Raw genomic sequence first — 11,632 nt, 5'->3', positions numbered from 1 at the left:
TTAACAAGGGGAAGATTACACCCAAATAAATATCTGACCATAATAAGGAAATATTCAAAATTATATTTATCATCATTTTTAGAGAAGATAACAATTGAATCAGAGAAGTTAACGATATACACTTCAGTATCACTATAGCATCCATCAAGATGAGTACTATAATTTGTTTTTTCTATACTTTTTTTGAATTTGTTAATAGAGGTTAATCTAGAATAAATTTCATCATGAGTATTTCTCATAATACTATCTTTGAAACCTAATATATCTAAAAAAGCTACAAAACGAAAATCAGTTGTTTTCCAATTTGTTTTTATTGTATTAGTCATTAAATCTTGATTTTATTTACTTTTAAAATAGTTAATAATATTTTTTTTTACACTCAAATATACCAAAAAATCACAATCAAACCCCTTATTGTAAAACTACAATCCTACAAATTTTCTCCCACTTTTGCTCGTGTTTTCTTTTACTAATTGTCAAAAAAGAATATATAAATAACGTTGCATAACCCAAAAAGCTCCTGAGAGGAGCTTTTTTTGTGGAGTATATACTATTTTAAAAACTAAGGTTTTCACTACTTCGCATTCTACGTAAGCATAAAAAAAAGCAGTAATCATATAAAATACTGCTTATATAGCTTAAAACTAAACTTCGATAACTCCATAAGAATTAAAAGCTAACTTCGGTTCCGTTCAACAGGCTTCCATCTCATGCCCTCTGGGCAAGACGAAAGCTTAGTTATTGTGCGACGTTTTTATTCTAAACAGATGTGTTTTAACTTACCCGAGTCCTCGGTTGATTATAAACAGGTGTGTTTTACCTTATCCGAGTCCTTGGTTGATAACAAAGAAATTTATTTTTAACTATAATTAGTGAGTTTTAGACGAATTAAAACGTTTATTTTTGGCGTAATATTAATTGAGACTTTCTAAAAAATGAAAAAACTATTTTTATTGACAACATTCTTTATGGTGTCAGCACTTTTTGCTCAACAAGCGACTAATACGTTAGAAGGCGTTTTTACAACAAAAGCAAAAGATGAATTATATAATCCATTGAAATTTGATGGAAAAGGAAGAGTAACAATCGGTGAATTTGATGAGGTTGGTTACGAATTTACAGAACGCAATGATTCGGTTATAATATTTGTCGAAAAAACGGTTTTTATCTTCAAAAAAGAGAAAAATCAATTAAAAGGAATTTCAGATTGGGTGGATAAAAAAGTGTATAAATCAAATTTGAAATCTTTCGAAAATAAACCTCAATCAGATTCTAAATTAGCACAACGTGCAAATTGGATGGCAGAGAATTATGATATTAATTTTAAAAATAATGCAACCTATTTGTTTGATTTTGATGAAGAAAGTTTAACTAAAAAATTAAAAGAAAATGAAGCTGCAAATGCAAAACTGTGTAAAGAAGGTTTTGATGAAAGTTGTAAAGTAGTTTTTGCCTATAAATTTGCTGAACAATCTGGTGGTGTTTTCGAAACATTAAGTGCAACAGAAGAGTTGAAATTAAAACCAAATAAAGAGTTACAGCAATTAGCACAACGTGTGATTGATTTAGGAAATCCAGATGGATACGGATTATTTTATACGTATTACTATTTTACAGGAGAAAAGGAAAAAGCGGAAGAGTTTTTACAAAAAGGATTAGATTTAGGATCTAAGTATTGTACAGAGATTTCATTAAATTCTGCTTTAAGTGAATTTGGAGAAGGCTTACAATCGGAAGTAGAAGAATCAGAAGATTAATTCGAACAAATTATCATATAAAATAAAAGCTCAACATTAGTTGAGCTTTTTGTTATTTAGTCAATAAATATTTTGCAACAGCATGATAAGCTGGTAACGAATACGGGTCGTTCGCACTATTCGATGCAACCGGATTGGAAGCAAATCGCACAATAACCATTTCCGCTTTTGGATCAACATAGATCGCTTGACCATGAACGCCACGCGCCATAAATGCTTGATGCTCATTATTGGTTACCCACCACATATCTTTGTAGCTCCAGCCTTTTAGAAGTTTATAATCTGCCTTTGCAAAAGCTTTTTGATTTCCTCCTTTTTTTATTTCGTCAACCAATTTTTTAGGCAAAATTTGATGATTATTAAAGTAACCATTGTTTCTTATCATTTCTCCAAACATTGCCAAATCTCTAAGGTTTGCATTAAATCCACCTCCTGCAAAAGCAATTCCAGCACCATCAATCTGGTAATATCCATCAAAGTTAGTTCCCAACGGTTGCCAAAATTTTTCAGATAGAATTTGAGCCAAAGGTTTATTCAATACTTTTGTAATAATCCAACCCATCACATCAGTATTCACTGTTTTATAACCAAAAGCTTCGCCATGTTTACCATTTTTCTTGACTGTTTTTAGATAATCATAATAATTTGTAGGTCCATTATAATTAGCAGGTTTAGGAAAAGGATTTCCAGCAGCCGAAAAAGCCCACACTTCTGCATTCGGATCGCTGTAATCTTCACTATACTGTAAAGCTGTGGTCATGTCCAAAACTTGACGAATCGTAGCATCACCAAAAGCTGAGGTTTTCAATTCAGGAATATAATCACTACATTTTTTATTCTCATCTAGAATACCTTCGGCAACTAACATTCCGCCCAATGTACCCGTTAAGGTTTTACTAACCGACATCAAGGTATGAGTTCCGTTTTTGTTTAGTTCTCCAAAGTAATTCTCATAAACAATAGCGCCTTTGTGTAAAACAATAATTCCATCGGTATAATTTTTTTGCAAAGATTCTTTCCATGTCATAGTTTCTTTAGTTTCTAAAGGAGTAAAAGTCACATTATCGATAGATTGATCCAATTTAGTTGCCCAAGTATATCTGTTTTCTTGTGCCGAAGCAACATTTACAGTTGGGAAAAACTCGCGCATATGACAAACGCTGTAACGCAAAGCCGGAAAGTTAAAAAAGCTACCATCTATAGCGGACAAAATATCTTCTTTTGCAGGTGGAAACCCTTTCATCCAATTAAAATTCTTTGGATCCGATTGCTCTGCAGTCAAGAATTGTTGTCCATAATTCATTTGCGTCATCACTAAAATTAAACAAACTAATATTTTTTTCATAGTTGTACTATCTATTTGGTTGATAAATGAAGTAGAGGAGAAGCTTGCTTCTCAAATTTACGAAAACCATTTTAAACTTTATTTTATTAAAAATCGGTGAATTCGAAAGAATAATAAGGTCAAATAACAAGACGAATTCACCGACAAGTTTTGAAGTATTCGATTGATTAGATCTCAACTTCTCGTTCAGAATTTGTGCAATTACTATGAACGATATAATCGATTAGTTTTCCGTTTTCAAAACACAACATTAAATCTTCTTCATAAATTGATGTATGTGTCAATTGGTTAAATTGTAATAATTTTCCTTGTGAGATTTTAATGATTCCAGAATACCAGCTCGCAAAAACTTCTTCTCTTCTCGGAAACAAATAATTCAATTCAACTTCATCCAAACCATCCAAATATCCTCTGAAATTAATCAAAAACAATTCGTCATTTCTCAATTCCCATTTCCCATAATATCCTCTCCAGCATGTTGGCGAAGGTGGAGTAAAATAAGGTGGATGATTTAATTCTCTAAAATAATGATGTAATGGTTGTTCGGCTATAATATATTGTTGGTTGTCGATTAATAAAATTTCTCCTATTTGCGCGATCATTTTTTCTTATGGTTTATTCAAATGTAAAATAGCCATTCGAATAAATGAAAAATCAATAGTGCTAATTTATCAAAATAATAAAAATTGACCGACTAAAATAAATAGTTGAAAATTATTTTGTCTTTAAATGATAAATTCGTATTTATTATTTATTTAAGAGTTATTCTTTCACCTTGTTGAGGGAAAATATAATTGATGTTATATGGATTATCTTTTAACAATTCGTCTTTAATTTTTTGCTCATAATCATCTTTTGGCTTGATATGAGTAACGATAATTGTTAAACCTTTCAACCTACTTTTTCCAACTTCTTTCGCTAATTCGCCTAATTCTTCGTTCATTAATTTTGGGGTTAAATGACCAAATAATAATTTTTCGGGTTGAGAATTCGGAAAAGAAACTTCTAACATCATTGTTTTTAATTTTCCTGATTTAATTTTAGGTGAAATTGCTTTCCAAATAGTTGATAAGTTTTGAGTTTTTTCGATACGATCAGCTCCTGTATCACCAAAATATAAGACTGCATTTGAACCATTTTCGACTAATATTGCTGAACTTTTTAAAGGGTTTACATGACTCAATTCGTAAATAGTTCCTGTGAAATTAGTACCTTCTATTGTGAAAGGTATTCCTATTTCTGCGTATTTGTAGTAATATTTATTCAAAATTGGCGATTCACCTTCATTGGCAAAATTTGCCCAAGCATCATTGGTAAAATATTTATTTTTTAAAACTGAAATTGTTTCAGAAATACCATAAATAGGCTTGTTAGAATCTTCTGGAGAATTAATAATCATCCCAGAAAGATGATCCAAATGTCCATGTGAAATAAAATATCCTTTGATATAGTTTTTCAGAATTTTATTGTTTTGTTCTTCAAAAGTACCTTTCTCTATTGCTTTATTGATTCCAGAAAGAATTGTTCCTGCATCCAATGCTAAATAGCTGTTTGTTGTTTCTTCACCAATCAAATAAGATGAAAGATTGCTTTCATTGCTACCTCCATAAACACCAAGTGGAACAATCTGAATATTTTGTGCTGATGCAATCATCGAAATTCCGAATCCAATACTTAATAGATATTTTTTCATAAAAAGAATTTTAACAAAAATACAACTGAAAAGTATTATTAAACTAAAATATCCCCATAGTTTCTAAAAACTTTAGTATTTTCACATTTCTTTAAAAATTAACGCATAAAAATTAGTTAGAATGAAATCGAAATTATCTACTAAAATATTGAAAAATTATGCGACTCAACTGATGATGAAAAAAGCAATGTATGCAGCTGCAATTGCTTTATTGGCAACGAATGTTGATGCGCAAAAGAAACCTCTTGATTTGACTGTTTTTGATGAATGGCAATCAATCGGAATGAAAGAATTATCAAATAATGGTTCGTGGGTTGCTTATCAAGTATATGCACAAGAAAGCGATAATACATTGAACTTTTTTGGTTTGAAAACAGATAAAAATCTAAGTTTTCATCGTGGTGAACAAAGTGTTTTTACAGCAGATTCTAAATTTGCCGTTTTTAAAATTCGACCTTTTTACAAAGATTTGAAATTGGTTCGAATCAAAAAGAAAAAGGAACATGAAATTGCTAAAGATTCAATCGGAATATTAAATCTTGCAACAAATCAAGTCGAGAAATTACCAAATATAAAATCATTCAAAACACCGAAAAAAGGAGGTTCTCTTTTAGCTTATTTATTAGAAAAAGAAGAAACGAAGAATGATAAAAAAGACAAGTCAGATTCTACAAAAACGAAGGATAAAGTTGCAAAATCAGCTGGAAAAGATAAGAAAGATACGCCGTTAGAATTGGTGTTGAGAAATTTGATTTCAGGTCAGAGAAAATCATTCAAAAATGTGATGAATTATGAGTTTAGCGAGAATGGTAAGCAATTAATTTTTTCGACTAAACAAGAGAAAAAAGATAGTTTAGATAAAACTAAATATGGTGTTTTCTTAGTGAATACAGCAACGTTTGTTCAAAAACAATTGGTAGATACAATTGGTGATTTTAAACAATTTGCGTTTGATGAATTAGCAAATAAAGTCGCTTTTGTTGGAACTTCTGACGAAGAGAAAAAGGAAAATAAAACATATTATTTATATTATTCTACAACAAATAATCCGCAACAAATCAGGAAATCTGAATTGTTAGGATTGAAAAAAGATTGGCAAGTTTCAGAAAATCGTCAACCAAAATTTAGCAAAGATGGAAATTCTTTGTTCATTGGTTTGATGCCGAAATTAGCAGAAAAAGACACAACTTTGATTGCTGATGATCATGCAAAAGTGGATGTTTGGAGTTACAAAGACGATTTTATTCAACCACAACAATTGAAGAATCTTGAGCGAGAGAAAAAACGTTCGTACCTATCTGTGATTGATTTATCGAATCCTGTAAAAGTGACACAATTAGCGGATTTGGATATGAATCAAGTCGAGATTTTGAACGAAGGAAATTCAAATTTTGCTTTAGGAACTTCTGATAATGCCTATCGATTAAGCTTGAATTGGGATGTAACAGGTCGTAAAGATTATTATATCATTAATACGAAAACGGGAGAGCGTGAATTATTTGCAAAAGCTTTGGCTGGAAAAGTGGAAATGTCGCCGAATGGAAAATTTGCTGTTTTTTATAATGCCGAAAATGGATTATGGTCGAGCTATAATATCGAAACAAAGGAAACAAAAGTTCTGAATAAAAAGCTGAAAGTGAAATTTTATGACGAAGAAAATGATTCACCAACTTTAGCGCAAGAATATGGAGTTGCCTATTTTACTGATAATGACGAAACGGTTTTAATCAAAGATCGATATGATATTTGGGAGTTTGATTTGGTTGGAAAACGTCGTCCAGAAAATATGACAAATGGTTTCGGTCGTAAACATAATATTACGTTTGATATCAATCAATTAAATGATGATATTAAAACAATTAATCGAGATAATTTAGTTTATTTAGGTGCTTTTAATAATCAGAATAAACAATCAGGGGTTTATCAAACAATCATTTCGAAAGCAAAAAATCCTGAAGAAGTTGTCATGTCGAATACTTGGGGAACGCAAAAAATGAAGAAAGCGTTGAATGCCAACGAATTTATTTATACAAAAGAATCGTTCCGAAATTCGCCTGATGTTTATGTTTCAACAAATTTTAAAGATGAGAAAAAGATATCTGCAATCAATCCGCAACAAAAAGATTATTTATGGGGGAATGGTGAGTTGGTAACGTGGAAAACGTATTCAGGTAAAGATGCAACAGGAGTTGTGTATAAACCAGAGAATTTTGATCCAAATAAAAAATATCCGATGATTGTTTACTTCTACGAAAAACTTTCGGATAATTTGAATCGTTATCAAGCGCCTGCGCCAACGCCTTCTCGTATTAATCACACATATTTTGTAAGTAACGATTACATTGTGTTTACACCAGATATTTCATATACAATTGGTCATCCTGGTAAATCTGCCGAAGATTATATCAATTCTGGAGTAGAAGCGTTGAAGAAAAATACGTGGGTAAATGGAAGTAAAATCGCTATACAAGGACAAAGTTGGGGAGGTTACCAAGTTGCACATTTGATCACTGCAACCAATATGTATGCTGCTGCTTGGACGGGTGCGCCTGTTGTTAATATGACTTCTGCTTATGGTGGAATTCGTTGGGGGACGGGTATGAGTCGTCAATTTCAGTACGAACAAACGCAAAGTAGAATCGGTAAAACCTTGTGGGAAGCGCCGGAATTATATATCGAAAATTCGCCTTTGTTTAATATGCCAAAAGTTACGACGCCAGTTGTAATCATGCATAACGACGAAGACGGTGCTGTTCCTTGGTATCAAGGAATTGAAATGTTTATGGCATTGCGTCGTTTACAAAAACCAGTTTGGATGTTAAATTATAACGGAGATGATCATAACTTGATAAAACGTGCGAATAAAAATGATATTCAACAACGTCAAGTTCAATTTTTTGATCATTATCTGAAAGATAAACCTGCTCCGAAATGGATGACAGAAGGTGTTTCTGCAATTAATAAAGGTATTGATTGGGGATTTGATCTAGAGAAATAATTATAGTAAATATTTAAAAGCGACCAATTTGGTCGCTTTTTTTGTCAAAAGAATTTCTTACAACACAATTATATTGTTAAATTTACATTTCATGTATAATTAACTTCTTGAAAAAGTTTTAATTTAGAGGGATAATTGCACTGAATATGAATACTAATAATCGACAAATTGTTTATATCCATGGACTAAATAGTTCGGCAAATTCAACCAAATTCAAAACTATTCTAAAAAATTATCCTTCAGCTATTTGTATTGAATGGAAAACGGAGGACAATATTGCAACTATTTTATTTGAAGCTTACGAACATTTAAAAGGTTTGGTAAATGATTTGGCAATTATAGGAAGTTCTACTGGAGGGAATTTTGGTTGGCAATTGCAACAAAAATTAAAGGAAAATGGAAAATCGAGTGAATTAATTTTGTTAAATCCTTTGGTTGATGTGTCGATGAAAGTCGAAAATAATTTTCCAGAAAATCTTTCGCAATATTTAGTGGATATGAATCGTTTCGAAAATACAACGGTTTTTCTTTCTGTACATGACGAAGTTTTGGATTTTGAAAAACTAAAAACTTTCTTTGAAATTCAACAAAATATCTTTCCACAACAAATCGAAATCATAGAAATTGATGACAATCATCGAATACGTAACTTCGAGTCATTGTTAACGTTAATTTAATTTACGCATTACAATTATTTAATTTTATTAACTGCATTTTTGCACACGAATCAAGAAATAAATAAATAAACATGAGGCAATTTTTAATATTAATACTTATTGTATTTTCAATCAGTTCGTATGCGCAAGTAAAAGATTCTACAGAATCTAAAAAGAAAACTGTACAGGATTTTAAGAATATGATGTCGCCTTATTACAGCTATGGTAACGGATTGGGAATTACTTCTCCAGATAGTCTTTATCAGGTCAATATTAGATTTCGTATGCAAAATCGCATTAGTTATAATCATAATGATGGAGAAGAAGATAATATTGATGGACAAATTCGTCGTTTAAGATTGCGTTTTGATGGATATATCGGAGATCCAAAATTTGGTTATTCGATGCAATTATCTTTTGCAGCAGGTGATGTAGGAAAAGCAGAAGAGGGTAAGAATACAAATATTATTCGTGATGCGATGATTTTCTATTACCCAAATAAACATTGGAGTTTAGGATTTGGTCAAACAAAACTTCCAGGAAATAGACAACGTGTTAATTCTTCTGGAGCATTACAATTAACGGATCGATCTATCAATAATGCAGATTTTAATATCGATCGCGATTTTGGATTTCAAGTCTTATACAATAAAAGAAATCAAGAAAAATTCTCTTATATTTTGAGAGGAGCTATTTCTACTGGTGAAGGGCGAAATTGGACAAGTTTTAAGGATACTGGTTTAGCTTATACAGGAAAAGTTGAGTTGTTTCCACTTGGAGAATTTACAAAAGGTGGAAGTAATTATGAAGGTGATTTAGTTCACGAACAAACACCAAAATTGATGATTTCGGGAGCTTATAGTTACAATGATAGAGCACATAGAACAGCAGGAATGTTAGGAGATGATATTGTAGGTGGAGGAACAGCTAATATAAAATCATTGTTTTTGGATGTGATGTTAAAATATCGTGGATGGAATTTGATGTATTCTTATATGAATCGTAATTCTGATAATGTGTTATTTTATAACCCTACAGATATTTCTGATTTTAATTATATCTATAATGGAGAAGGAATGGATTTTCAAGGTTCATACACATTCCCGAAACACTGGGAGGTGATAGGACGTTATTCAACTCAAACAGTAGATAAAGAAATTTTTGAGTTTACACCGAATACAAATCAATACACATTAGGTTTGACAAAATATATTTGGGAACATGCTTTCAAATTACAAGCAGAATTTACGTATGAACAACAAAAATTCTATAATTTAGAAAAGAAAAACAACTGGTACGCGCGTTTTCAGATAGAAATTGGGATTTAAGATATCTTATTGTAAATTAAATATTTTAGAATAAAATAAAGGTTTGATATTTGATAATATTTAATAAATTTGCAGTCAAATATCAACCTATGCAATCCAATAAAAAAAGAAAAAGTTTAAACCGAAATGTAGAGTTCGGAACTAAAAAAGTGCAATTTAAAGATGTAATTATTGTCGCAATATTAATCTTCGTAATTGTTTTAGCAATTTTGAAATTTATAAATTAATTATAAAACAAAAAACCACTTCAATTGAAGTGGTTTTTTGTTTTATTTCTTTTTGATGGAAACTAATTTTGAATCTTCTTTGCAAATTTCTAATACAAAATCATAATCCTTTGTATTGTCTTTGCTTTTATAGTTTGCCAAATATTCTCTACAAGGAACTTGATCTTTTTTCGAGTGATCAAAATCAACTTTACTTCTTTTGAATAATTCTTTTTTCAAGAATGTCGAATCTAAATTTTCTGCTTTTAAAAATGCTTGAGCTTCTGGTGAAATAGCTAATCTTTTTGAAAAAGCTTCATCCAAAACTCTTGCATTTGGAAAGTAATTACATGAGAAAGCACGAGGTCCAAACGCCATAGCGACGAAAACTAACCCAATTCCAACTCCCATCAAATACTTCATAAATCTTTGCGTAAACGTCATATGATCAATAAATTAATGTCGTGAAATGGTAAATCAAACCAATCACATAAGTTCTTTTTTACAATTCTTCCTTTGTACAAATATACGCCATTTCTTATAGTTTTATCCGATTGTACTACATTCGAAAAACCAGATTCTTCAGAAATTTGGAATAAATACGACAAGAAATAATTGCTCAATGCTTTGGTAGAGGTGCGTGCGACGCGAGAAGTGATGTTAGAAACTGCATAATGAATTATATCATTCTTAATAATGATCGGATGATCGTGAGTTGTTAATTCAGATGTTTCGAAACATCCACCTTGATCAATGCTCACATCAATAATTACAGCGCCAGCTTTCATATTTTGTACCATCATCTCAGTTACAACACAAGGTGTACGCGTTTCTCCGCGAAGTGCACCGATTGCTAAATCGCAACGTCGCAAAGCTTTTCCTAATTCTTTTGGATCTAATGTAGAAGTAGAAACTCGTTGTCCTATATTTTGTTGTAATCGTCTTAATCTCGTTAATGAATTATCAAAAACACGAACCGAAGCACCTAAACCTAAAGCTGTTCTTGTCGCATTTTCTGCAACCGTTCCAGCTCCAAGAATCACAACTTCTGTTGGTCGAACACCTGTTACGCCACCCATCAAAATTCCGTTTCCTCCGTTTGTAGAAGACATCAATTCACTTGCGACCAAAATTGCTGTTGTTCCAGCAATTTCACTTAATAAACGAACAACTGGTAAATGATTTTGTTCATCACGAATAAATTCAAATCCAACCGCATTCACACGTTTTGTAATTAATTTCTGAAAATATTCGCGTCTTAAAGTATTTGTAGGGACAGATGAAATAATCAAAGCATTTGGTTTTACCCAATCAATTTCATCTAAAGTAAGTGGACCAACTTTTAGAATAATAGGTTTCTCGAAAACAGCTTGCGTATTGTAAGAAATTTGCGCACCAGCTTCCGAATATTCTTTATCTGAATAATTTGCACTTTCTCCTGCTCCGGTTTCTATCGTAACTTGATGTCCATTATTGACTAAAATTTCGACTGCATCAGGAGAAAGACAAATTCTTTTTTCTTGATTATTTGTTTCTTTTGGAATTCCAATATCAAAGCGTTCTTTCTTATGAGGAATCTCTAAACGCTCGGGTTGAGGAATAAGATCTTCCTGAGAAAAAGGCGTGAAAATATTTTTTCCGTCCATATA

The 11,632-nt window shown here is 31.4% G+C and carries 10 protein-coding genes; 4 read left to right on the top strand and 6 right to left on the bottom strand.

Annotated elements, in window-relative coordinates; all coding sequences use genetic code 11:
• Positions 1 to 326: hypothetical protein (locus tag B3578_RS09365; RefSeq protein ID WP_291048101.1), on the bottom strand; the 326-nt coding region annotated here is incomplete at its 3' end.
• Between the two features lie 609 nt (positions 327 to 935).
• Between B3578_RS09365 and B3578_RS09360 the strand changes: the two genes are divergently transcribed.
• Complete coding sequence (locus tag B3578_RS09360) at positions 936 to 1,757, top strand: hypothetical protein (RefSeq protein WP_286496213.1); 822 nt, start codon at positions 936 to 938, stop codon at positions 1,755 to 1,757.
• 52 nt (positions 1,758 to 1,809) lie between these two features.
• Here B3578_RS09360 and B3578_RS09355 read toward each other — a convergent pair whose 3' ends face one another.
• From B3578_RS09355 to B3578_RS09345, 3 genes are all read right to left on the bottom strand, one after another.
• Positions 1,810 to 3,102, bottom strand: coding sequence for a serine hydrolase domain-containing protein (locus B3578_RS09355; RefSeq protein ID WP_291048098.1), 1,293 nt, complete (start codon positions 3,100 to 3,102; stop codon positions 1,810 to 1,812).
• A gap of 167 nt (positions 3,103 to 3,269) precedes the next feature.
• On the bottom strand, positions 3,270 to 3,704 hold the full coding sequence (locus tag B3578_RS09350) for a hypothetical protein (RefSeq protein ID WP_219035348.1): 435 nt from the start codon (positions 3,702 to 3,704) through the stop codon (positions 3,270 to 3,272).
• Positions 3,705 to 3,853: 149 nt separating this feature from the next.
• A complete protein-coding gene (locus B3578_RS09345) occupies positions 3,854 to 4,795 on the bottom strand; it encodes an MBL fold metallo-hydrolase (protein WP_219035347.1) in 942 nt (313 codons plus the stop codon).
• Between the two features lie 121 nt (positions 4,796 to 4,916).
• On the opposite strand from B3578_RS09345, the gene B3578_RS09340 reads away from it, so the two are divergent.
• The 3 genes from B3578_RS09340 (at position 4,917) to B3578_RS09330 (ending at position 9,777) form a co-directional block, all read left to right on the top strand.
• Positions 4,917 to 7,793: an alpha/beta hydrolase family protein gene (locus tag B3578_RS09340; RefSeq protein ID WP_291048092.1), complete on the top strand. Its 2,877-nt coding sequence runs from the start codon at positions 4,917 to 4,919 to the stop codon at positions 7,791 to 7,793.
• Positions 7,794 to 7,939: 146 nt separating this feature from the next.
• On the top strand, positions 7,940 to 8,470 hold the full coding sequence (locus tag B3578_RS09335; protein ID WP_219035345.1) for a YqiA/YcfP family alpha/beta fold hydrolase: 531 nt from the start codon (positions 7,940 to 7,942) through the stop codon (positions 8,468 to 8,470).
• 71 nt (positions 8,471 to 8,541) lie between these two features.
• Positions 8,542 to 9,777, top strand: coding sequence for a porin (locus B3578_RS09330; protein ID WP_286496216.1), 1,236 nt, complete (start codon positions 8,542 to 8,544; stop codon positions 9,775 to 9,777).
• A 269-nt stretch (positions 9,778 to 10,046) separates the two neighbouring features.
• On the opposite strand, the gene B3578_RS09325 is transcribed toward B3578_RS09330, so the two are convergent.
• Entirely contained in the window at positions 10,047 to 10,406 is a 360-nt protein-coding gene (locus tag B3578_RS09325; RefSeq protein WP_147280013.1) for a hypothetical protein, read from the bottom strand.
• Between the two features lie 17 nt (positions 10,407 to 10,423).
• Entirely contained in the window at positions 10,424 to 11,629 is a 1,206-nt protein-coding gene (locus B3578_RS09320) for an alanine dehydrogenase (RefSeq protein ID WP_221856537.1), read from the bottom strand.
• Between the last annotated feature and the right edge of the window lie 3 nt (positions 11,630 to 11,632).

This window comes from Empedobacter sp. UBA1574 (genome assembly GCF_002322895.1).
Taxonomy (GTDB): domain Bacteria; phylum Bacteroidota; class Bacteroidia; order Flavobacteriales; family Weeksellaceae; genus Empedobacter; species Empedobacter falsenii_B.
The sequence above is the reverse complement of the archived record's forward strand: the minus strand, read 5'-3'. Positions and strand labels throughout refer to the sequence as shown.

Bases quoted from the DNA above. Each gene is read 5' to 3' on its own strand.
- B3578_RS09360 (WP_286496213.1), top strand. From the start codon at position 936: ATGAAAAAACTATTTTTATTGACAACATTCTTTATGGTGTCAGCACTT.
- B3578_RS09355 (WP_291048098.1), bottom strand. From the start codon at position 3,102: ATGAAAAAAATATTAGTTTGTTTAATTTTAGTGATGACGCAAATGAAT.
- B3578_RS09350 (WP_219035348.1), bottom strand. From the start codon at position 3,704: ATGATCGCGCAAATAGGAGAAATTTTATTAATCGACAACCAACAATAT.
- B3578_RS09345 (WP_219035347.1), bottom strand. From the start codon at position 4,795: ATGAAAAAATATCTATTAAGTATTGGATTCGGAATTTCGATGATTGCA.
- B3578_RS09340 (WP_291048092.1), top strand. From the start codon at position 4,917: ATGAAATCGAAATTATCTACTAAAATATTGAAAAATTATGCGACTCAA.
- B3578_RS09335 (WP_219035345.1), top strand. From the start codon at position 7,940: ATGAATACTAATAATCGACAAATTGTTTATATCCATGGACTAAATAGT.
- B3578_RS09330 (WP_286496216.1), top strand. From the start codon at position 8,542: ATGAGGCAATTTTTAATATTAATACTTATTGTATTTTCAATCAGTTCG.
- B3578_RS09325 (WP_147280013.1), bottom strand. From the start codon at position 10,406: ATGAAGTATTTGATGGGAGTTGGAATTGGGTTAGTTTTCGTCGCTATG.
- B3578_RS09320 (WP_221856537.1), bottom strand. From the start codon at position 11,629: ATGGACGGAAAAAATATTTTCACGCCTTTTTCTCAGGAAGATCTTATT.